General features: G+C 41.4%; 23 protein-coding genes and 2 pseudogenes. 8 read left to right on the top strand and 17 right to left on the bottom strand.

Annotated elements, in window-relative coordinates; genetic code table 11:
• Window positions 1–21: 21 nt before the first annotated feature.
• Window positions 22–1,800, top strand: coding sequence for an ABC transporter (locus tag FIB07_07590; protein ID NJD52714.1), 1,779 nt, complete (start codon window positions 22–24; stop codon window positions 1,798–1,800).
• Window positions 1,784–2,857 (top strand): ABC transporter permease, encoded by a 1,074-nt coding sequence (locus FIB07_07585; GenBank protein NJD52713.1) that lies wholly within the window; start codon window positions 1,784–1,786, stop codon window positions 2,855–2,857. Before FIB07_07590 ends, FIB07_07585 begins: the two co-directional genes overlap by 17 nt.
• A 117-nt stretch (window positions 2,858–2,974) precedes the next feature.
• Here FIB07_07585 and FIB07_07580 read toward each other — a convergent pair whose 3' ends face one another.
• Window positions 2,975–3,352: a GxxExxY protein gene (locus FIB07_07580; protein NJD52712.1), complete on the bottom strand. Its 378-nt coding sequence runs from the start codon at window positions 3,350–3,352 to the stop codon at window positions 2,975–2,977.
• A 104-nt stretch (window positions 3,353–3,456) separates the two neighbouring features.
• Between FIB07_07580 and FIB07_07575 the strand changes: the two are divergent.
• Window positions 3,457–3,693, top strand: a pseudogene (locus FIB07_07575) (site-specific DNA-methyltransferase).
• Here FIB07_07575 and FIB07_07570 read toward each other — a convergent pair.
• Window positions 3,667–3,939: a hypothetical protein gene (locus FIB07_07570; protein NJD52711.1), complete on the bottom strand. Its 273-nt coding sequence runs from the start codon at window positions 3,937–3,939 to the stop codon at window positions 3,667–3,669. The pseudogene FIB07_07575 and the gene FIB07_07570 overlap by 27 nt on opposite strands.
• A 168-nt stretch (window positions 3,940–4,107) precedes the next feature.
• On the opposite strand from FIB07_07570, the gene FIB07_07565 reads away from it, so the two are divergent.
• Complete coding sequence (locus tag FIB07_07565; protein NJD52710.1) at window positions 4,108–4,941, top strand: proline dehydrogenase; 834 nt, start codon at window positions 4,108–4,110, stop codon at window positions 4,939–4,941.
• Between the two features lie 18 nt (window positions 4,942–4,959).
• On the opposite strand, the gene FIB07_07560 is transcribed toward FIB07_07565, so the two are convergent.
• The gene (locus FIB07_07560; GenBank protein ID NJD52709.1) at window positions 4,960–6,108 is read right to left on the bottom strand and encodes a hypothetical protein; all 1,149 of its coding nucleotides are present in this window, start codon (window positions 6,106–6,108) and stop codon (window positions 4,960–4,962) included.
• A gap of 79 nt (window positions 6,109–6,187) precedes the next feature.
• Here FIB07_07560 and FIB07_07555 point away from each other — a divergent pair, with 79 nt between their 5' ends.
• Window positions 6,188–6,445, top strand: a complete 258-nt coding sequence (locus FIB07_07555; protein NJD52708.1) for a hypothetical protein — start codon at window positions 6,188–6,190, stop codon at window positions 6,443–6,445.
• Between the two features lie 167 nt (window positions 6,446–6,612).
• Window positions 6,613–6,768: pseudogene (locus tag FIB07_07550) on the top strand (PQQ-dependent sugar dehydrogenase).
• A 176-nt stretch (window positions 6,769–6,944) separates the two neighbouring features.
• Here FIB07_07550 and ftsZ read toward each other — a convergent pair.
• The 14 genes from ftsZ to FIB07_07480 all read right to left on the bottom strand — a co-directional run bounded on the left by ftsZ (window position 6,945) and on the right by FIB07_07480 (window position 17,977).
• Window positions 6,945–7,925 (bottom strand): cell division protein FtsZ, encoded by a 981-nt coding sequence (ftsZ, locus tag FIB07_07545; GenBank protein NJD52707.1) that lies wholly within the window; start codon window positions 7,923–7,925, stop codon window positions 6,945–6,947.
• A gap of 116 nt (window positions 7,926–8,041) precedes the next feature.
• Window positions 8,042–9,451, bottom strand: coding sequence for an acetyl-CoA decarbonylase/synthase complex subunit gamma (locus FIB07_07540; GenBank protein NJD52706.1), 1,410 nt, complete (start codon window positions 9,449–9,451; stop codon window positions 8,042–8,044).
• Complete coding sequence (cdhD, locus tag FIB07_07535; protein NJD52705.1) at window positions 9,451–10,740, bottom strand: CO dehydrogenase/acetyl-CoA synthase subunit delta; 1,290 nt, start codon at window positions 10,738–10,740, stop codon at window positions 9,451–9,453. The genes FIB07_07540 and cdhD overlap by 1 nt, the downstream gene beginning before the upstream one ends.
• 460 nt (window positions 10,741–11,200) lie before the next feature.
• Window positions 11,201–12,148: a hypothetical protein gene (locus tag FIB07_07530; protein ID NJD52704.1), complete on the bottom strand. Its 948-nt coding sequence runs from the start codon at window positions 12,146–12,148 to the stop codon at window positions 11,201–11,203.
• Window positions 12,141–12,581, bottom strand: a complete 441-nt coding sequence (locus FIB07_07525) for a hypothetical protein (protein NJD52703.1) — start codon at window positions 12,579–12,581, stop codon at window positions 12,141–12,143. The genes FIB07_07530 and FIB07_07525 overlap by 8 nt, the downstream gene beginning before the upstream one ends.
• Window positions 12,578–12,715 carry a DNA-directed RNA polymerase subunit P gene (locus FIB07_07520; GenBank protein ID NJD52702.1) on the bottom strand — a complete coding sequence of 46 codons (138 nt, stop codon included), beginning with the start codon at window positions 12,713–12,715 and terminating at the stop codon, window positions 12,578–12,580. Before FIB07_07520 ends, FIB07_07525 begins: the two co-directional genes overlap by 4 nt.
• Before the next feature lie 9 nt (window positions 12,716–12,724).
• The gene (locus tag FIB07_07515) at window positions 12,725–13,033 is read right to left on the bottom strand and encodes a 50S ribosomal protein L37ae (protein ID NJD52701.1); all 309 of its coding nucleotides are present in this window, start codon (window positions 13,031–13,033) and stop codon (window positions 12,725–12,727) included.
• Window positions 13,033–13,812 (bottom strand): exosome complex protein Rrp42, encoded by a 780-nt coding sequence (locus tag FIB07_07510; protein NJD52700.1) that lies wholly within the window; start codon window positions 13,810–13,812, stop codon window positions 13,033–13,035. Before FIB07_07510 ends, FIB07_07515 begins: the two co-directional genes overlap by 1 nt.
• Window positions 13,805–14,536: an exosome complex exonuclease Rrp41 gene (locus FIB07_07505; protein ID NJD52699.1), complete on the bottom strand. Its 732-nt coding sequence runs from the start codon at window positions 14,534–14,536 to the stop codon at window positions 13,805–13,807. Before FIB07_07505 ends, FIB07_07510 begins: the two co-directional genes overlap by 8 nt.
• Before the next feature lie 52 nt (window positions 14,537–14,588).
• Window positions 14,589–15,431 (bottom strand): S1 RNA-binding domain-containing protein, encoded by an 843-nt coding sequence (locus tag FIB07_07500; protein ID NJD52698.1) that lies wholly within the window; start codon window positions 15,429–15,431, stop codon window positions 14,589–14,591.
• 5 nt (window positions 15,432–15,436) lie between these two features.
• The gene (locus FIB07_07495; GenBank protein ID NJD52697.1) at window positions 15,437–16,132 is read right to left on the bottom strand and encodes a ribosome assembly factor SBDS; all 696 of its coding nucleotides are present in this window, start codon (window positions 16,130–16,132) and stop codon (window positions 15,437–15,439) included.
• A 7-nt stretch (window positions 16,133–16,139) separates the two neighbouring features.
• Complete coding sequence (psmA, locus tag FIB07_07490) at window positions 16,140–16,913, bottom strand: archaeal proteasome endopeptidase complex subunit alpha (protein ID NJD52696.1); 774 nt, start codon at window positions 16,911–16,913, stop codon at window positions 16,140–16,142.
• A gap of 45 nt (window positions 16,914–16,958) precedes the next feature.
• Entirely contained in the window at window positions 16,959–17,330 is a 372-nt protein-coding gene (locus FIB07_07485; GenBank protein ID NJD52695.1) for a ribonuclease P, read from the bottom strand.
• Entirely contained in the window at window positions 17,327–17,977 is a 651-nt protein-coding gene (locus tag FIB07_07480; protein NJD52694.1) for a ribonuclease P protein component 3, read from the bottom strand. The genes FIB07_07485 and FIB07_07480 overlap by 4 nt, the downstream gene beginning before the upstream one ends.
• Window positions 17,978–18,116: 139 nt before the next feature.
• On the opposite strand from FIB07_07480, the gene FIB07_07475 reads away from it, so the two are divergent.
• Entirely contained in the window at window positions 18,117–18,503 is a 387-nt protein-coding gene (locus FIB07_07475; GenBank protein ID NJD52693.1) for a translation initiation factor IF-5A, read from the top strand.
• Complete coding sequence (gene speB / locus FIB07_07470; protein NJD52692.1) at window positions 18,504–19,370, top strand: agmatinase; 867 nt, start codon at window positions 18,504–18,506, stop codon at window positions 19,368–19,370.
• The last annotated feature ends 37 nt before the right edge of the window (window positions 19,371–19,407 follow it).

Raw genomic sequence — 19,407 nt, 5'->3', positions numbered from 1 at the left:
AATGGAAGGAATAAGCTAAATATGGGACAAATATTTACAATAGCCAGATGGGAATTAAGGAGGACAAAGTCAAATTTCAGTCTTAAAACCCGTTTTTTTTCTTTCATAATTTTAATCCTGATAGGGACTGCTTCTTTTTTTGCAGCCCAGTCAGGTCTTCATATAAATGATAATATTTACAGGGTTGTTGTGACGGATGCATCCCTTGCAAGGGTTTTACAAAACGAGGCTAAATTCGAAGTTGTAATTGCAGGTGAAAGAGGGGCTAAATCTCTTTTTGAGAATGAAGGAATAGATATTCTCATAAATGGCGATAAAATTTATTACCATAATAATGAAAAATCAATATCGGCTCTTGATGCTCTTGATAAGGCCATAAAAAAATATGATGAATCAAGGCTTTTGTCATATAATGACCTGAATAATACTTTTCCTGTGTGGATCAAAATAAAAAACATCCCCCGTGAACAGGCTTTCCAGGCGCCGTCTATCAATAATATTCCTGTGAATATGCCAGCGCAGGCGGCTCCGGGGGCAAGTCAAGTCTCTGCGCCCGTCACCGAAAAGCAAGGAACAGGAAATATGCCGGATGAATCTGCTAAGAATATACAAATTCCTTCTGCCAGGGAAATAACGGAAAATAAAATAATTTCACCCATTAATGAACAAACTCTGGCAACACCATCTCATTTTAACCCGTCTATCCCTTTTAAATCCGTTGTCCTGAGTTTTATATTTATATTTCCTATTTTTTTTATCGCACAGTTTTTTTCATCAAGCATTATGGATGAAAGAATAAAGAGAAAAGGTGAACTGTTGCTTGTAACACCTGCCAGTCCTTACCAGATAGTCCTTGGAAAGCTTCTACCGTATCTTCTGGGTTCGATTGCGCTTGTGGCAATAATGACATTTAAGCTTGGAGGAAGCCCATGGATAATCCTGACCCTCCTGCCTGTTTCCCTGATGTTCCTTTCAACATCCTTCCTGGGCGCAATAATTGCACGCAGTTTTAAAGAACTCAGTTTTGTGCTTATTTTCCTTTCTGTTTTCCTGTCCGGTTATATTTTCTTTCCCGCGATGTTCGCAAATATCCATGCCATCAGCATCATTTCCCCGATAACACTTGTTGTCAGGCTTCTTGAAAATGAGACTGTTTCGGTAAGCGATTATATGTTTTCCACACTTCCGTTTTACCTGTTATCCATCCTGATATTCATATTCGGCATTTTCATTTACAGGGAAGAAGACCTGTTCACACAAAAATCCATCAAGGAAAAGCTTCTTGATTCGATCCAGGAATTTATTAAACGGGTTCCAGCTCCGCTATTCTCACTCAGCATTGCCCTTCTCCCTCTTGTATTTTCGATCCAGTTGATGCTTATTGTCTTGATGTTTAATTTTCCGATTCGCATCGGGATATTATTATTTATTATTGTTGCTGCTTTTGTTGAAGAACTGGTAAAATCAGCCGGTATCTATACGGTATTTTCCAGGAAAATGGCTGAAGTCACGACAGGTAATGCCCTGAAATTCGGGATATTATCAGGGTTTGGTTTTTTTGCAGGTGAGAAAGTCCTGCTTCTTGTGGTCATTGCCAGTATTGCAGGCTCGGCATTCGGGTCAGTGATGGGGATCGGACTTCTTGTTTTTCCTTTGCTTTTACATGTCAGCTCCACAACAGCAGCATCACTGGGTATGAGATACCTGGGGCATCGGGAGTATCTTGCCTGTGTTATCCTGGCATCGATTGTTCATGCAGCTTATAATCTTTATCTGGTAAGGAGTGTTGTTTTTGGCTGATACAGGGGTTATTGTGAAAAAGGAGATTAAATCCCTCCTGTTTGAGAAAACACTAATACTTGCAATAATCGTACAATTGTTAATTGCATCTTTCTCATCTTTGATCGTTATTGGTCTTGCTTCATTTTTTGATCCGTCCTCTCTGAGCAAATATGACGCTCCCAGGGCCAATGTGGGAATTGTCGGGCAGGGTGAATTAAGGCAATTCATTGAAAAAGGCCAGGTAAACCCGCATTATTATACAGATGTTGACGCGGCACTTGTTGATTTTTATAATAATAAGATTGATGCCATCATCGTTATCCCGAAAGAAGGGTCGGGAGGCAATGAAATTATCAATCTGGTGATCTATCTTCCAAAATCAGATATAAGGGGCACTTTCGTAACACTGGAGCTAAAGAAACCCCTGGAGGAATATGAAGGCTATGTCCGGGATATAAGAGGTGCAAGGATCGGTTTTGAACCAATAAAACTCTATGTAGATAATATTCCGAAAAAAACATCGACCTATTTTGAATTCATATTCGGGATACTTATCCCGCTTCTTGTATTCACACCCGTTTTCATTTCCGGTGGCCTGATTATCGATATGCTGACCGAGGAATATGAACGCAAGACCATGGATTTGCTGCTGGTAACACCAGTGTCATTTTCCCGGATATTGAATGGAAAGATGATCACTGCTGTTGTTATTGTCCCTGCACAGGCTTTTTTGTGGCTTCTTCTTGTCAGGTTAAATGGAGTGGTGGTTTACAACACCGGATTAATACTACTTCTGTCAGGAATAACTGGAGCGATCGTTGTTATTATCGGGGCGATGATAGCAGTAAAATATAAAAAGAGGATGATCTCACAGTATTTGTATTCACTTGTGCTGATATTGATGTTCCTCATGGGATATCTGTTCACAAATTCCCCTTTTAACCTTGTGACAAGGCTGTCAGCCGATTCTATTGGCGCCCAGGCACTGGTTTATTGCGGGATGTATGCGGCTGTGGCGGTTGTGCTTTATGTGGGGATGATGAGATTTCAGGTTTTAGGGGCGGATTCATCCTGATAGTATCTTAGCATATCGTTTTCATATTTTTGTGAAATATGGTTATTTTGTTTTTGGAAATTTATTAACCACAGATGAACACAGATGAACCACAGATTTGTTTCATTGGAATTTGATTCACATCATGATTCTTTTAATTTCTACTCTTGGTTTACTGAAATTCAACAAAAGACAAAGTTTACGCCCAGTTATTCTAAGATAATTTAAGCATTGAGCAAAATGAATTGCATCGATTTCTTTTACCGCTTTAACTTCAATTATTATCTCATTTTCAACCAAAATATCAGCTATGTAGTCGCCAACCAATTCATCCTTATAATATACCTTTAATGGTGCCTGTTGAAAGGTTTGTAATCCTCTCAAATTTAACTCAATATTCAAAGCATTTTCATAGACTTTTTCCAGAAAACCTGCTCCAAGAACATTGCTTACTTCAAAAGCAGCCCCTATGATCCGCTCAGACATTGCGTTCAATCTGTGTTTATCTGTGTTCATCTGTGGTTCCGTTTCTTCAGATACCATAGCTTTCAACATAATTACAGTACCATAAATACTTCACTGAAAATATTCGTTGTTAGTATAATGTGATTTAAGGCAAAATCGACTGGGAAAAACTGTAAATCACTCTTGGTAAGGCTATCGAATTTAAAAACGAACGCTATGTTTTAAACTGGGCAGGCAAGTCCGACGCTTTCCGGGTATTACAGTCTTCCACCACTGTAACTCTTGTTCCATGCAAGGAAGAATCCTTCGGTTTTGACGATACGAAAAACATTTTTATTGAAGGTGAAAAACTGGAAGTTCTGAAATCACTCGAACTCTACAATAGCTTTTTTCGGCCCTATAGGAGTAACCAGGGCATGTGTGCCTTTTTCAATATGATATGATTCTCTAAGCTCTTTTGGCAGTCGCAGCAGCAATATTTCCCCGCTCTCACTTAATTTTCTTTTGTATGAAGTCTGCCCTCTGGGAGCAACTCCAAGCGCGGCTTTTAGTCCCTTCTCTATTTTATGTATTGAATCAGGATGGTTTATAATTACAACATCTTCATACACATCCTTGAATTCGTCATTCTTTTTCATATTATCTCTGGATTTTGTGTTCTTTGCGTCCTTTGCGGTTTGTTGTATCGTTTCCTTTCTGGTGAGATATGCATGATTCACTATGTCATACGCTATATTGGATTTTTGGTGATTATTTTGGGTAACACAGCCCTTAAGTACCCCCAACCCCAATTTCTAACAAGGGTTATGAGTTTCTTCATCAGGTTTGCACGCCAATGGATAGCTGGTGAAACCTTAGATGACGCCATCATAAGCGCAAAAAAGGCAAACAACAGGGGCATTGGCGCCATAATCAATTTTCTTGGCGAGCATGTAAAAGATAGAGAAGAGGCCGAGAAAAACAAGATCGAGAACCTTGGAATCCTGCGGGCTATTAAAGATGCAAAACTGAACTCCTCACTTTCCATAAAACTCACGCAGCTTGGGCTTGGGATCGATAAAAACCTGTGCTTATCCCATGTGGAAACGATTGTAAGCGCTGCTAACGATATTTTCGTATGGATCGATATGGAGAACTCGCCTTACACAGAGGATACGATCGATATTTACCTTACTATTTTTAAGAAATACAAAAACACAGGAATAGCGATCCAGACAAACCTTAAAAGAAGTGAAAGCGATATCCGAAGAATTATATCAATGGGCGGCATCATACGCCTCGTAAAAGGCGCTTATAAAGAAAATAGTAAAATAGCATATTCAAGCCGCGCAGATGTAACAATAAATTTCTCAAAACTCATGGGATTCCTGTTCTACAGGAGCCCGTTTTTTGCTATTGCTACACATGATGACCGCCTGGTCAATGAGGCAATTGAAGCCAACAAGGCTCATAAAAAGAAGATCGAATTCCAGATGCTTCATGGGGTCAGGGAAGAGTTGAAGAACAGGCTTGTAAAAAAAGGATTTGTAGTTGTTGATTATATCCCTTATGGCAAAAAATGGTTTCCGTATTCCGTGCGAAGGATAAGGGAACGGAAACGCAATATTTTGCTGATATTCAGGTCAATTCTTGATATATGAAATTTTGATATATAACGATCAGATGGCTTTTTGCTCTTTTAATTTCTTGTAGCTATTATATACTGTCAATATAATGGCTCCGAGTCCAAGAAGAATAATTATAAAATGAACAAATCCCCCGATAATTGGCAGATTTATACCTATAACCACGATAATCAAACCTAAAGCCATTGCTAATACCCTGGACTTGGTTTCCTGCTTCAACTTCCCTGATACATATTGTCCAACCCATAACCCGATATAAATTCTACTTATATATAATAATACGATATAAACAGCTAGTAATATCAGACCAGGTGGAATTCCAATTACGGTTACTAAAAGTAATACCGCAATAATGGGTGTAACTATCAGGAATAGGAGTCCCCACAAAAGATTCTTTAACGGCTTAACTGAAATATTATCTGAAATCCTTTGAGTTAATTCGGGAGCGAGTATCAGGGATACTATCCCGATCAATAAAAGCCATAAATATCCCAGTACCTCACCCGGTAACCGGGACATGAAATTTTCCCTTCTTACAGGTGTTTCTTTATAAGTAGTCGTTCCTGAAACAATTCCTGAAATTTCACCCGGACGGGGGGCCGTATATTCCAGGTTCCCGCCTATGATTGCTCCAGGAGAGAGCTTGATATTATTATCTATTCTAATAGCCACATTTCCCTTTGTCACTCCTCTCATTTCCATATTGGAAGCTCCTCCATTGATATTCCCATTCACAATACCATCAATAGTAGCAGTTCCTGCACCCAATGTTAAGTCCCTGGCTATTCTCGCATTTTTCTCTAAAACGAGGTTCCCGGTAAAAACAAGAATATTATCCCCGACATTACCATCAATCCTGACTTCGCCACCCGCTGCCCTGATATCATTCGTGACATTCCCGGTAACGATTATGGAACCTCCAGCCGCAATAATCCCACCATTTATTGTTCCGGTGACTTTTATTTCAGAACCTGCAGCAATAAGATCACCGTTGATAGTACCGTCTATTGTTATCGAATTTCCTGCAAAATAAAGATCATCATTTATCACTTCATCTTTCGCGATGATGAGGTTATCCCCGGACTTGAATTCTGAAGCACTGGCAATTGAGGAAAAAATGATACCAGAAATGAACAAAACGATTAATATTTTTAAGAGAGATTTTGTATTCATACCACTCACAACAATACGATTGTAAGTCTATTCAAATAAATGTTCCTACCGATAAATTTTAGCATTGATATTAAGATAAATTAAGGCTATGGTCAAAATTTTAGTTAGAAAAAGAATAGTCAGAGGAAAAATAGCTGAAAAACTGGAAAAAATAGCAGCCTGTTCAGAAGGGAGCTGCATACCTATAGCCGCTCCTGATGGTGATTTTGTTTTTGATACTACAGAAGACATTAAAAAATACTGGGATTCTCTAACAGAGTCAAAACAAAAATCCATTATTAAAAAATATGTAGAGGGAGATATTGGCCTGGAAGATATTATTGAAGAAGAAATGAATAAGCATTAAATGCTATTGAACCATTCATTGACAATACTCATCAAAACCAACGAGTGAAAAGGGCGGGTTTTTCAAGGTTGCTAATATGACCGGCTCCGGAGATAATTAAGACAAACATTTATCTAAATTGTCAGCCATCAAAAACATGGAGATGGAGTAAAAATAAAGGAACATTTCGCCGTCATCTCAACAGGGATTTTGGCAGGTTGCGTGATGCCGTAGCAGGTCCGGATAGTTATCTCTATATCCTTACAAGCAACAGGGATGGCAGGGGTGTACCAGCTGAGGACGATGACCGGGTAATCAGGATAAATCCGGATAAGCTAAAATAAGTACTACTTCTCAAGACCTGGAAGGAGGGCTTCTCGATCCGTTTATCTGTAATCCCGTATCAAAAGACCGTTGCTTGCAGAGATGGCAGTCGAGACCGCAACTACCAGGGGAAATGCCAGAGAGATAAAAAAAAGAAAGAATGTGTGATGTGAATAATCACATCACGTAAAATATATTACTCGCCTTCCATGAATGGGCTCTTGACTCCTGTCAAGACTGCCATTACACGTACTCTGCCTGTGAGCTGGTCATCGACTTTTGCGCCCCAGATAACCCTCTTGGTGTTCGGGACCTTGTCCATGATCAATTCGCCGGTAACTGCTACTTCTTCGAGTGTCAGGTCTTCGCCACCGACTATGTGGATCAATACGCCATAGGTTGCTGACATATCTGAAATATCAAGCAATGGGACTGCAAGTGCCTGTGAAACTGCCTTTGCTACCCTGTCCTCGCCGTCGCCTTCGCCAATGCCTATTGCTGAGACTCCGCCTCTCTCCATTACTGCGCGAAGATCTGCGTAATCAAGGTTTATCAAGCTTGGCTGTGTGATCGTCTCGGTAATGTTCTTGACAAATGCTCCTATGAGTGCATTTGCTACTGCAAGTGCCTCTTTTAAAGGAAGGTTGCCTGCAACTTCTCTCAATTTTCCGTTGTCAATGACAATCGTTGCGTCGCAGCTTGCTGAGAGCGCTTTAATAGCTTCCCTGGCTTTCTCTCTCCTGAACTGTTCGATCTTGAATGGAATTGTCACACAAGCAATTGTGAGACAGCCGAGTTCTCTTGTTACTTCACCAACTACAGGTATTGCTCCTGTACCTGTTCCTCCTCCCAATCCCGCTACAAGGAAAACAAGATTTGTTCCCTCAAGTTCGGCCCTGATTTCTGTGAGGTTTTCTTTGGTTGCCTGGGCACCCATTTCCGGATATCCCCCGCACCCATGTCCCTTACATAATTTCTCACCAAGCAGTACCAGTTTATCAGCTTTACTCATTGTTGATAAGTGGTTTACATCGGTATTAGCTGCGACGATCTTTCCGCCCGCCATTCCTTTTTCTGCTATCCATGTCGTTATGTTACATCCTGCGCCACCAAGCCCGACGACGGCCACTGATGGCTTTGACGTCTTTACAAACTCTGCTAACTTTTCGTTAACCATGTTAAATGCCTCTTTCGAACCACATTATTGGTCTCTCTACTGATTACACTGTTAAAGTATATAGATTTGATTGATAAAAACGTGTGTAAAAGGAGAAATAAGGTGTGAAAATATTTTTATTTCGGTTTTGGAGGCCAGTTCTTCTCCATCCAGCCCGGAATTCTTCCTGAGTCAGGCGGACCGATCATCACACGAAGCCCTGTCACATCTTCCACATCCCCCTGCAGCCTTGCAGCAAGACCCGGAAGAATAACAGTACTATGGGAAGTCTTATCCTTGAACTCGAAACTGGCCTTCTGGAAAGTATCTTTTATCTTGGCTGCCGTAAGCTGCCCACCCGCAACCGCGGCTTCAACCCCAATACCGTCTGTATCAACCGCTGCAAGATAACAGTTCACCTTGTTGGAAGAAAGGTCGCTCTCCACGGTATAGTAAGTAAGAGCGAAATTCGTTGTAACTATCACAGGTGAATCCTTTGTCGGAGAACCAACTTCATTTACACCCGGAGCCACTTTCACCGGTGTCCGGGGATCGGTATAGATCGTATCCCTGATGTGAACCTCAGGAAGCATGGCATAGGGCTCAAGGCTATGAAGTATCATGATGTCACCGTACCTTATAGTAAATACTGAGGCAAGTACCGTTTCCCAGTAAGAGGCAGTAACTGTATCCTTATAAACAAGCCAGGCATTAAGTGGAACAGCCAGGATCGGGTAAGCTATATCCTTTTGTCCTTCTTTTATTCCAGAGCGGCGAAGTTTTATGAACCGTTCAAAAGTTTCCTTCAATTGCTTACCCTGCGGATAGGTACCAGGATCAAGAACAATATCCCTGATGCCCATTTCCCCGAAGCTCAGGGCAAGGGATTTAAGTTTATCAAGGTCCGGTGAGAACAATACAACCGGGACTTTATAATTCAAAGCAAGCTCTGATACTTCATTCCAGTTTTTCTCATTTGCTGCATATATAAGAGGATTCTTATCTTTAACAACTTCAAGTCCGGCCTTGAGGACTGCAGGATCCAGGGAGCAGAGTACGAGTGGAAGTTTTGTGATTTCATTTACCTTTTTTACCGCTGCTGCAAATTTAAGGGCATCACCGGAAACGCATCTTATGGCTACCATGTCAACTTTAAGGAACTTCCCGACATAGAATTTCCTGAAATTCTGGATCTTATTCACCCTTTCCACAAGTTCATTTTCAGGCATTGTATCCCATACATCGTAAGCAAAGGCGGTCGGGTCAAAGAAGGTCAACTGGTGGCGGTAAAGGATATCATCCCCTCCGATTCTTTTTGCATTTTCTCCTGTACCGATCGTGACCTCACGTATCTCCGGAGCAAGAAGAGTCACCAATTCCATGTATTTTTTCTTAAATCCTTCCTTCAGTATGGGCGGGCAATCATCAACTTTCTTTGACCTGTCAATGAGATGGGACGCAAAAGCCATACATGTTGTTTCGCCGCATTCTGCGCAGTTTGTCTGCGGCAGGTACTTATAGACCTGAAGCGGGCTATTTACTTTCATTATACCACCGCCGTTATCCAGTTATCGATATTAAGTTGCTCTGTTTCTTTCAAACCATACAATGTCTGTGTAATTTCTTTTAAGACCTGTACTGCGGTGGGGTGCATCATCATGAAAAGATCGTTACCCGCTAACGATAATGTCAAACCCGTGATTATTTCCCAGATAGGTCCCCGGTATTCACGGGGTCCCCAGTCGGAATCTTCTTTCAAAGGTGATGCTGTCATCCATGCTTCGCGCGCTCCCCAGGCATTTGTAGTACCGCTTGACATGGGGAAATTCAGTTCAGTATCACCGGACAAGCCTGCAAGCCTGATCCGTTCCATATTCGTGTAAGCATAATCAAGCCCGTATCCAAGAGCTGCGGTTGTCGGATCCATCAATATATTTTCGCGCGCCACCCCGCATTGTTTCATAAGCTTCCGGTTTAGTTCTTTTTGTGCGTTAATCTCAAGCTGCGTCCATGAGAGCACAACATGATTATATTTCTTGGCAGCCTCAGCAATCCTTGCATAATCAAGGTTCAAACTGGCCGACGCAAGAAGGCATCGTTCACCTTCAGCGACCTCAGCCGCTTTCTCAAGAACAGCAGGATCTTTTTCAGGATTACCCGAACCGCCGATTACAATAGGCACATCCACTGCCTGCAGGACTTCTTCCACGGTTTTTGCAGCCTGCGCAGGGGATGTGTCCTTGATGTTAGGATCAGTACTGATAAGATGAATTGTAACCATATCAGCGCCAAAATCCCGGACAACTTTCTTTGCCCATTCTGCCGGACTGTTGATAACGTCCTCATAGTTGGATTTTACTGCTTTTGCCATGTTGATGGGCATATCAAAAACATCCATAGTGATATGATTGCGATGCGGCATCGGGCTATCAAAATAATAAGGAAGGGCTTTTTCCCCTCCAAGTGTTATAGTACTCTTCCTGCTTCCACCGTCTGATGAAGTTGCTCCCAGCACGACTTCCTGGATAGGAGTTTTCCATTCCTCTATTGTTCCAACGCTGAATTTCGACTCGGTTAATTTACTTAACTTCTTTGGGGCCGCAACCTGCTGGCCTCCTAATACCTGATCAATGGGATAACCCAATATTCTTGAAATATTCATCAAGTGAAGAGCCATTTGCGCAGTTTCATGGCCTAATGCATATGCCATCTGGGGATTCATACCCATTTGTCCGAGGTCTATTTCAACATCGCCTTCTATTCTTACTCCTTCAAGGGCTTCAATATCGCCACCAATCAGGCTTCCAAGTTCAGAGAGTTTGATCTTTTTAGTCATTCTTGCATCTCATTTCGCACTATTAATCGTCTAAGATAGGACATGATACATATATATTTTTATATTCGGGACTGCACGATTTCCGAATCCTGCTCAAGGCAAAGGTCATGCATATTCTGACATCAGATATTAGAATAATTAGATATTATAGCGATTAAAGAGTTCTTTCCTCACAGGACATACACAAACAAAAGAATAACCAAACGGTACCCTGTAATTACAGGGTTCATTGTTCATGCATTTCACAAAATGTATTTTATTATCGACACTAAGTTCAACCTTGCAGAGTTTATCTTTTCTATCGGATATGCAGGAAAAATCTTTTTTGCATTTAGTAGTATTCTTTAAGGTATCTTCGTCTATTTGAATATCCTTTTTTTGGTTCGAATTTTTTATCCTCAAGACACTTTAACTATTTACATCCTCATATTTATACATGGCAGGTTAATTGTTTCTGGTATCAAAACCAGTAACATCTGACTGCCAGTACATCCCTCAAGACCTGATCAACATTCTTATTTGAAATTGTATCCATACTCTTCATAACCAGGGGAAAATCATATCCTTCCGTTATCATTTTTATCAATTTACCCTCACCGCCTGCAAGGACATATTGGATATCCTTATGCTTTGAAAGAATCGGGTCAAGTGCAGACCTCACTTTATTCGCATGATGTTTGATATCCTCTTCAACCAGGCTCTGGAATCGCTTCTGGCTCCATCCTCCCTGTTTATGTTTCCCCATAACGCTGCTTCTTACGATCTCATGCTCCACAAAAGTATCAGCTTCGACAATTCCTATAATGGTCTCACCTGCATGGGTATTGATAACAAGTATTTTTTCATATTCAAGATTTTGTTTTAAAGGTTCAAGATCGAATTGTGTGCTTAGAATGCATTCTGAAGTAAGGATTGGGAAAACCGGTATTATTACCAGGCCAACGATCCCGTTGGTATCGTAAAAAATTATTTTTCCAGTGGATGATTCTATTTTTTCAATAAGGTGCAAAGATGGACTGTCAAAAAGTTTTACCGTTTCTCCTGCCACATCCGCAAGCGCCTTATCTTTTCCCAGGTAAACTGTTATTAATGTCGAAATCTTCGACCTCATTGTGCTGATAAAGAAAATTATTTCCTCAAGCCTGTTTTTGGACATGCTTTCGGATAATTTCAATTTAAACTCCTGTGATGTTTCTTTTTTGAGCGCCTGTATCTCATTAGTAAGTGAAGATATCTTATTTATGGCTTCATTTAATTCCCGATCGACATCCTGTTTTATTGCGATCGTTTTTTTTGTTTTTTCATCCCTTTTACCAAGCTGCAGGGAGAGTACCCTGTTCTCTTCCTCAAGCTGTGATATTCTTGCTTTCAGGGAATTGATCTCTTCTTTCTTGAACAGGTCAAACACTATGACTACCCTCGCCTCGTACTTCCAGTACTTTTAATTTAATATAGTATTCACCATCACTTGTAAATTCAATATTATCATCGACCATAATAATCCTGTTTGATTTTTCCCCTTCTCCGGTTCTTAATCCTGTCACTTTACCAAGATCAAGCGCAAGGGAATTATTTCCCTGGATTACAGGTTCAATCCCGGTTCCAATATCTTTATCGAGTGATACATTGGCACGAATCGAGAGGACACACTTTTCTTTAAAAAAAAAACTAAAACTGCCAGGGTTTCCTTTGTATTCACCTACTAATAAAAAAGATTTATCTGCAAACTCCTGAAGGCTGGCTTTTCCGCGGGTCACATATTTCCAGCCCGTGAACCTGCCTAAATGTTTGCAGAATGTTCGTGTTTTTGATGATGGTTTTCGTGCAGTGGTAATGATCATTCGGCTTTGACCTGTTTTACAACTACAGGTCTTTCCTTGACAAGGATTCTATGGCCGCAATAAGGGCAACGGACACCGCTATATTCATAGTCTATTTCCACTGCCCGCTTGCAACGGGTACATTTATAAACCATACTGTATCCTTATCTTGCTGAATCTAATTGTTTATTAATTTCAGCTTTTACACCCTGAACTGCTCTTAAGACTGTTGTATGAGCAGGACTTTGTGGAACATATGAGCCTCCGGCGAATGTGTGTTCACATTTGGAGCACTGCCATATTCCTGTACCAATCCTTGCTATTTTCTTTGCGCCGCATTTGGAACATGTGTATTCGGCCCGCATTTTCTCTTCAGTATCGCCAATAATTTTTCTGGCCTTTGTTCCGTATCTTGTTCCAAATCTTCCGGCAGATCTTGATTTATGTCCTTTTGAGCTGATTTTTGCCATGATTATATCTCCAGGAATTTTTCTCTTAATTCTTTTGCCTTCTCAATTGAAATATCCACTATATAATTTATCTGTTCACTTGTAAGTGGCGAAACACCGCTCTTTTGCATGCCTGATAATCCGCCATCCTGGTTGGAAATTACGGTCAGTTTTGTTCCTGATATGCTTTGTTCATCAAGTGAAGGGTCAAGCATAATGGCTCCGCCGATCTCAACCGCAGTTACGGCAACAGGTACGTCCCTCATGGGAACAGGCGTGTCTTCTCCCACACCAAATCTTTGTGCCGGTAATTTTGCTGTCATTAAAGCCGCTATGGCTCCCAGGGATGCAGCATCCATAATGTTCCCTCCATCATCAAGGACATGAACATCAATGAAAACCATCCATACTTTTTCTCCAGGTGTTATACACAGCTTTGAAAGATCAATAGACTCTGATTCACGGATGCCCCTGTCAACTACCCTGGCAAGTTCTATGGCATCTTCCCTCGGAGGGCCTGATTCAAATACAGGTGAAGCAAGAGGGATAAGTTCAAGATTTGTAATGATCACCCCTTTGTCGGGCGTGTCAGGAAAAGGCGCGCCGGGCTGGATCTTAACGCCGACAACCACATGTGTATCCCCGAGTTTGACGCGTGCGGAGCCCTCTGCCTTTTCAATAACATTTGTATCAATTGTTATCTCCCTGTACTCATCAAATTTTCGCCCATCCTCTCTTTCCCCTTTGATCATCAGATTATAAATATAATCTTTACGAAGCTCCGACATTATTTCATTACTCATTGACTTCACCTTCTATCAGGGGGGAATATTTTTCCATAAGTGCGGTTCTTTGCAATTGCGCTATCTCAAGACATCCTTTCTTTGCCATTTCAAGACCTTCCCTGAATTCGTCCCTGGTAAGATGACCGTCCATCTGCAATAGTGTGATCTTCCCATCCGGGGTCATGGCAATTGGCATATCAGCCTGCCCATAGTTGTCTTCATCTTTATTCAGGTCAAGAACAAGGGTATCATCGATCTTACCAACCGCGCAGGCCGAAACCAGGCTTCTCATTGGTATGCCCGCATCTGCAAGAGCTATGGATGCGGCATTAATTCCTGCCGTCCTTGTACCTGCATCAGCCTGGAGGACTTCTACGAAGATATCTATGGCTGAACGGGGAAAATATTCCTGGAAGATAACAGGTTCGAGGGCTTCCCTGCTCACCTTTGAGACTTCAATGCTTCTCCTGTCAGGTCCGGGACGTTTTCGTTCTTCAACCGAGAACGATGCCATATTATACCTGTACCGAACAACTGCGCTTGTTGATTTCTGCTGGTGCCGGGGATGTACTTCCCGCGGCCCGTATACTGCTGCAATTACCTTGTTTCCTCCGAATTCAAAATAACATGAACCGTCAGCCCTGTTCAAAACGCCCACCTTTATTTTGATGGGTCTTATTTCATCTGGTTTTCTGCCATCAAGGCGAATACCGTTTTCAATTAACTTTTCTGGTTTTACCATATGATTCCTCTTCTCTTTCTTCCTCGTTCCTTATAATTTTATACAAGACATATTATTTATCCAGCAGTTCATCCAGAATCCCGCCGGATTTATTCTCTTCAACGTTCTCAGGTTCTTCTGCATCTTCCATGACCGTTTCTTCTGTCATCTTTTCATCGACAGTTTCCTCTGCAGGTTCCTGTTCGTGCCACCTGTCCTCTTCTTTTTTCGTTTTCTTTTTTACCTGTTGTTTGACTGGTATCCCTTTTGCTTCTTTCAGGAAGTTAACTATCCTGTCTGTCAAACCCGGAATATGAGATTCTTTTTCGATCTTCTGGATCGTCCGTACTGCAAGATCGAGATTCTTATCTTTACCTGTAAGCCATACCCTGCCATTTTGCCCGATAAATATATTGCAGTTAGTCTCATTTTTCAGCATAGCGATCATCGAGCCGCTTCTGCCTATTAATCTTGGCACCTTGGAAGGTGTTACTTCAATGACACGGCCGTCTTTTATCTGCCTCAGTCTCTGGTCATTCAATGTAAGTTCGACCTTCATGCTCTGGTCAACGTCCTTAACAAGCGTCATTATTGAATCGCCGACTTTAAGATATTTTGACATTTCGGAGTTATCTATTCGTCTTGGAAATTCGGATATATGCAATAAACCCTCATAAGGGGACCGGATATCAACTATCCAGTTCGAAAAAGAGACTTCGCTTATTATGCCTATAATAAGGTCGCCATGTCTGGGTATATATTTTCCTGACAGCGGCACGACTTTGATATGGTTTTTCAATGATGCTATACCAAAGACAGATGAAAATACTTTATTATCTTCAACATATGTACCCTCATCAGCAAGCTTTATATCATCTGATAAGAATTCACCCGGAATTACTAATTTTTTATCCATTTACATCACTTTAAGAACTTTGTTTCCGCACTCCCTTTTGTCACCCGGTTCAGGAGGCTGTACAATTCATCCTGTCTTCCTGCCGGAATAGTTAAAACACCGATCCAGGAACCGTCATTTTGCCATTCCTGCTTTGTCAGGGTTCCAAATCCTGCAACGCTTCCATAGGATTTTACAGCGTATTCTGCCGGAAGCTTAATAGCGATCTTTACTTCCTCAAATCGTATCGGGATAATAGGTCTTATCGCTTTCATCGCGATCTCTACAAGTTCATCCACGTTTTTCATCGGGTCGATATGCACACCAGCTTCATTCATGGCAGCTTCAATGCGTGCTGGCGGATGCGGACCTTTTGTCTGGGGATTGATGGCATTGGTCGCAATGATGCTTATTACACGATGCCTTTTTTCATCCTGTATCTTCTTTTTCTGTTCGGTTGTAAGATGAAGCTCTCCATCCGTGATTATTTTTTCAGCGATCTTCAATGCATCGGTCGTCCCGAAAGCATTAATAACGTCCTGTTCATTTGGCCTGTCACCATTCTTAGCATCTTCGAAGACTTCTTCCACTGCCAGGATATTCTCGATCTTCACAGGGTCGCCTTTTTTATATGCCAGTGCTCCCTCAGGTTCTACAAAAACCTCAAAAGTTTTTCCATGTGTCTTAAGACGCGCAATTATGGACTCATCAAGAGTGACCATATTTTCCTCACTCTTCTGTCTTCTTTTTCTTATCCTTTCCCCTGGTTTCAGAAGCGTGCATCTTTATTACCCGTTCCACATATTTCTCCACTTCCGCCGGGGTGAGTTTCCTGAATTTCCTGGTTGAAAGTTCTATTATACCGACTTCGATAGTAGAAGCGTTAAAAACTCCCTCAGTCGTGCTGTGAAGTGCATCCAGGCCAAGGATAATTGCATCTTCCAGCTTTATATCATCTGTATATTTCTTCTCGAAGACCTCCATGGTCTCTGTTCTTCCCGAACCAATGCTTGTGGCCTTATATTCAAGCAGGGCGCCGCTTGGGTCTGTTTCAAAAAGGCGCGCACGATGGTCATCAACACCTGCGATAAGGAGAGCTGTCCCGAAAGGCCTGACACCACCGTATTGTGTATATGATTGTTTGAAGTCGCATATTTTCTTTGAGAGAACCTCAACGCCTATGAGTTCATCATAAGTAACTTTATTTATCTGGGCTTCAACGCGGGCGCGATCAATGAGAGCCCTGGCGTCTGCAACAAGACCTGATGTGGCAGCTCCTATATGATCATCGATCTGGAATATTTTTTCAATTGATTCAGCTTCAAGTAATTTACTCGTAACACGCTTATCGACCAGAAGTGCCACCCCATCAACGGCCTTTACTCCAACTGCCGTTGTTCCGCGTTTAACTGCTTCGCGAGCATATTCTACCTGAAATAATCTTCCATCAGGACTAAAAACAGTGATTGCCCTGTCATATCCCATTTGTGGTGCCATTTGCATTATATCATCTCCTTATATATGAAAAACCGTAATTACTTATATTCTTTATTTCTTTATCCTTTTTTCGGGTTCTGACTCTTTAACGAGTGATTGTTGTATAAACTTTTCCGTTGCGCCTTTAATACTGCCGGATATGCCAAGGACATGAATAGAAACGAGCGTTCCGTGAATATTATTTATGCAGGCAAGGGCCGCCCTTGTTTCATTTGTTTTTTCACGGTTGCAGCGAAGAATCCCGGATCTTCCTTCAAATGACATGAGCGAAGGGTTAATTTCACTTGCTCCTTTATCCCCGAACAAAGAGATTACAGAATTCGATATCTCCCTGACAAGTTCCTGTCGGGTTATCACCTTCTCTGAGTTTATTTCAAATGCGATATATCTCTTTTTATCACGCAGGGTGGGCATGGTTTTCATATTATTTCGATGCCTTCCTTAATATAATCGGGGCTTTTTCTTCGAAGTATGCTTTCCGGTGTCGCACTCATTGCATCAATAGCTTCGGAAGGTGTCATCCCGAAAAGGCTTGAAATTGCAACCATTTCCCTGGGGGAGCGAAGATCATAGATTGAACCGGAATCACTTGTGAGGATCATTTTGAGCTTGTATTTCCTTGCATGTTTAAGAATTATCCTCATATTCTTTAATTCCTTTATCCGCGCATCTCCTCTTTGCCTGATGAGTAAACCAAGATTGAATCCGATAGCTATGGAATTATCACTCGCAGCTTTAGCAAGTACGTTATTAAATTCAGATGGCTGTAAAAGTATGTCAAGACCATCTGATTCAAGAGATGCACGATTTATGTCTTCTTCTCCCCCCCTGACTATGGAAATAATATTTGAGTCCCTATATTTCTTTATTTCTTCCCTGATCCTTGATGACTTTGTCCTGATCTCGACACCTTTGTATATGGAAAAATCATCCGGAAGAATTATGTCATTGACTTTCAGGTTCGTAACAACTATTCCTGAATAGCCATACTTTTTTGCAAGTGTTACCATTGGTTCGGGGCTATCGGGATGCGTGAAAAAATCATAGAATTTAGAGTCAAACTGCGACATTATCCGGCTTAATAATACTTAAAAGTGATATAGTTATGTTATTTAAGTCTCAAGAGTATGAATATACTAATAAAAATAAATATATACTTTTAGAAAGGTTTAATATATAAGAAGCTATCATGAGGAAAGGAGATTAACAATGAAGGATCAAGTTGAAGTTCGGACATTAAAAGAAGGAAAATATGTCTTAATTGATGATGAACCCTGTGTCATCAAAAGCATTTCTCATGCAAAAACGGGAAAACATGGCTCGGCAAAAGCAAGGATCGATGCCATAGGTATTTTTGACGGTACAAAACGCTCAATCGTGCAGCCAGTTACGGATAAGACGTATGTCCCTGTCGTAGAAAGGAAGAATGGACAGGTCTTGGCTATAAAAGGCGATATATGCCAGATAATGGATAACGCCGACTATTCCACACTGGAACTCAAAATACCCGAAGAATATAAGGGACTGATTGAAGCTGGAAAAGATGTTTCATATCTGGTCGCCATGGGTAAAATGAAAATAGACATCCGTACTTAAATGCATCAGGCTTTTTTTGCTGATGCCGATTCCGATTACGAAAAAGCCCGTTACGTGATTTGCGGGGTGCCGTTTGACGGTACCTCAAGTTTCAGGCTCGGGAGCAGGTTTGCGCCTGACGAAATGAGGGCAGCATCATATAACTTTGAGACTTATAGCAGTTTTTTTGGTTTTGACCTTACAGATGCGGACATCCATGATGCTGGCAACCTTGAAGTGGCTGAAAATATCGATGATACGCTTTCTGTGATTTCAAAATATGCAGATAAATATGTCAGCGACGGGAAGATCCCTGTAATGCTTGGAGGGGAACATTCCCTTTCATACCCGTTTGTAAAAGCCTGTAAAAATAAATATCCGGAACTGGGATTCGTGGTCCTTGATGCGCATATGGATCTGAGAGATGAATTTCACGGTGAGAAGAACAGCCATGCATGCATATCAAAGCATGTCATTGATGATTTGACACATAAATATGTTTCAATAGGGATAAGGAGCGGAACCCGGGAAGAATATGAGTATGTCCGTGAAAATAAAATAAATATGTTCACGGCGGAAGATGTTTATTCAAACGGCATTGAAAAAACTGTTTCAGAATTTCGCGATTATATCAGGGGGCCTGTTTATTTGTCTATAGATATGGATGCGATCGATCCTGCTTATGCGCCTGCTCTTGGCACCCCGGAGCCGTACGGGATAACACCGCGTGATGTCAGGGATGTAATATCATGCCTTGCACCCCAGATTGTGGGTTTTGACCTTGTCGAGATCGCCCCTGCTTATGATTCAGGTGGGACGGCAGTACTTGGCGCAAAGCTTGTGCGTGATTTTATCGCTGCCAGCGCAAAAGCGCATTTATACTTATAGCGTCGGGGTCAAGGTGTAGAGAAAACTCGATATCTTT

The sequence above is a fragment of the Candidatus Methanoperedens sp. genome (assembly GCA_012026795.1).
In the GTDB taxonomy this organism is placed as follows: Archaea; Halobacteriota; Methanosarcinia; order Methanosarcinales; family Methanoperedenaceae; genus Methanoperedens.
The sequence above is the reverse complement of the archived record's forward strand: the minus strand, read 5'-3'. Positions and strand labels throughout refer to the sequence as shown.